Below are 2,488 nucleotides of genomic sequence, written 5' to 3'. Positions count from 1 at the left end.
CGCCGAGGGCACCCAGCGCGCAGGGCGTCACCCGCTGTCCGCGCTCCACCGCGGCCCGCTCCACGATCATCTCCCGGATCGCGGCGGCGAACCGGGGGTCGGCGCCGACGGTCGCCGAACGGCGCACCGGAAGTCCCAGCTCCTCGGCCTTCGCCCTGGCCTCGGTGTCGAGGTCGTAGAGGACCTCCATGTGGTCGGAGACGAAGCCGATCGGCACCATCACCACCGCCGGGACGCCCGCGGCGTGCCGCTCCTCGAGGTGGTCGCAGATGTCCGGCTCCAGCCACGGGATGTGCGGGGCTCCCGAACGCGACTGGTAGACGAGCTGCCAGGGCCGGTCCGCACCGGTGCGCTCGCGCACCGCGTCGGCGATCACCCGGGCGACGTCGAGGTGCTGCTTCACGTAGGAGCCGCCGTCCCCGTGCTCCTCCACCGGCCCGGAGGTGTCCGCGGCGGCGGTCGGGATGGAGTGCGTGGTGAACGCCAGCTGGGCGCCGTCCCGCACCTCCTCGGGGAGGTCCGCCAGGGCCTCGACCACGCCGTCGATCATCGGCTCCACGAACCCCGGGTGGTTGAAGTAGTGCCGCAGCTTGTCCACCCGCGGCAGCTCCAGGCCCTCCGCCTCCAGGGTGGCCAGGGCGCCCGCCAGGTTCTCGCGGTACTGCCGGCAGCCCGAGTAGGAGGCGTAGGCGCTGGTGGCCAGCACCAGGATGCGGCGGCGGCCGTCCCGCACCATCTCGCGGAGGGTGTCGGTCAGGTAGGGGGCCCAGTTGCGGTTGCCCCAGTAGACCGGCAGGTCCAGCCCGTGATCCGCGAAGTCCTCGCGCAGGGCGTCCAGGAGCGCGCGGTTCTGGTCGTTGATCGGGCTCACGCCACCGAACAGGAAGTAGTGCTGCCCCACCTCCTTGAGGCGTTCCTTGGGGATGCCGCGGCCCCGGGTGACGTTCTCCAGGAACGGGACAACGTCCTCGGGGCCTTCCGGGCCGCCGAAGGAGAGCAGCAGCAATGCGTCGTAAGGGGAGGATTCGAGCACATCTGGCATGACCCGATCTTCCCACCAGCGACCGGCGACGGGGAAACCGGGCCACCCGGCCCCCGGGAATCCCGGGAAACCGGCCGACCGGCCCGGGACGTCCGGCGGCCTGCGCCCCCTCTGCCTCCACGCACCCTGTTCGAACGCCCCCGCACCCGGGGCACACCTGATCGAAGCGGCCGTAAGCTGTATTGGCCAACCACCTCCTGACCAGGGCAGCGACGCCCCTTTTCCCCGGAGAGCCCGTGCCCACGCCCTACCGCGCCCTCTTCGCGCCGCCCGGCACCCGCGCCTTCGCCGCAGCGGGTCTCGTCGGCCGGCTGCCGCTGTCCATGATGGGCATCGGCGTGGTCACCATGATCTCCCAGGTGACCGGCCGGTACGGCCTGGCCGGCGCCCTCTCGGCGACCATCGCGCTCTCCTCGGCCGTCCTCGGGCCGCAGATCTCCCGGCTGATCGACCGCCACGGTCAGAGCCGGGTGCTGCGCCCCGCGGTGCTGGTCGCCCTGACCGGAGCCGCCGGCCTGCTGGTGGCGACCCATTTCCGGTGGCCGGACTGGACCCTGTTCGTCTTCTCCGCCCTCGTCGGCTGCGTGCCCAGCCTGGGCTCGATGGTGCGTGCCCGGTGGGCGGCCCTCTACCGCGGCACCCCGCTGCTGCACACCGCCTACTCCTTCGAGTCGGTCGTCGACGAGGTCTGCTTCATCGTCGGCCCGATCGTCTCGATCGGGCTGTCCACCGCGTGGTTCCCGGAGGCCGGACCGCTGCTCGCGGCCGTCTTCATGGCGACCGGCGTGTTCTGGCTGACCTCCCAGCGCGCCACCGAGCCGCGCCCTCACCCGCCGGAGGAGCACGTGCGCGGCAGCGCCCTGCGCTCGCCGGGACTCCAGGTGCTGGTGGCGACCTTCGTCGCCACCGGAACCGTCTTCGGCGCGGTCGACGTGGTGACGGTGGCGTTCGCCGAGGAGCTGGGGCAGAAGGCCGCTGCCAGCCTGGTGCTGGCCGTGTACGCGGCGGGCTCCTGCGTGGCCGGACTCGTCTTCGGCGTGCTGCGCGTCCAGGGCCGTCCCGAACGTCGATGGCTGGTGGGTGTCTGTGCGATGGCCGCGAGTATGATCCCCCTCCAATTGGTCGGGAACCTGCCGTTCCTCGCCGTGGCGCTGTTCCTCGCGGGCCTGTTCATCGCCCCCACGATGATCACCACGATGTCCCTGATCGAACAGCACGTACCACGCGCGCAACTGACCGAGGGCATGACCTGGATCAGCACCGGGCTCGCCGTCGGCGTCGCGCTCGGCTCGTCGGGGGCCGGCCTCGTGATCGACGCGGCCGGCGCGAGGGCGGGGTACGTGGTTCCGGCGGTCGCCGGAGCCGCCGCGGTGGCGGTCGGTTTCCTCGGGTACCGCCGGCTGTGCAGGCCGGCGCCGTGGCGGGGAGGGACCGTTGTCGAGCAGC

General features: G+C 72.4%; 2 protein-coding genes. One reads left to right on the top strand and one right to left on the bottom strand.

Going from position 1 to position 2,488, the window contains the following annotated elements:
• Nucleotides 1–1,042, bottom strand: a 1,042-nt coding sequence (locus tag HW445_RS26695; RefSeq protein WP_180223441.1) for a ferrochelatase, incomplete at its 3' end; no start/stop codon positions are given.
• A gap of 236 nt (nucleotides 1,043–1,278) precedes the next feature.
• On the opposite strand from HW445_RS26695, the gene HW445_RS26690 reads away from it, so the two are divergent.
• The coding region (locus tag HW445_RS26690; RefSeq protein ID WP_180223440.1) for an MFS transporter at nucleotides 1,279–2,488 on the top strand (1,210 nt) is incomplete at its 3' end.

This window comes from Streptomyces sp. UH6, from assembly GCF_013421635.1.
In the GTDB taxonomy this organism is placed as follows: Bacteria; Actinomycetota; Actinomycetes; order Streptomycetales; family Streptomycetaceae; genus Streptomyces; species Streptomyces abyssomicinicus.
The sequence above is the reverse complement of the archived record's forward strand: the minus strand, read 5'-3'. Positions and strand labels throughout refer to the sequence as shown.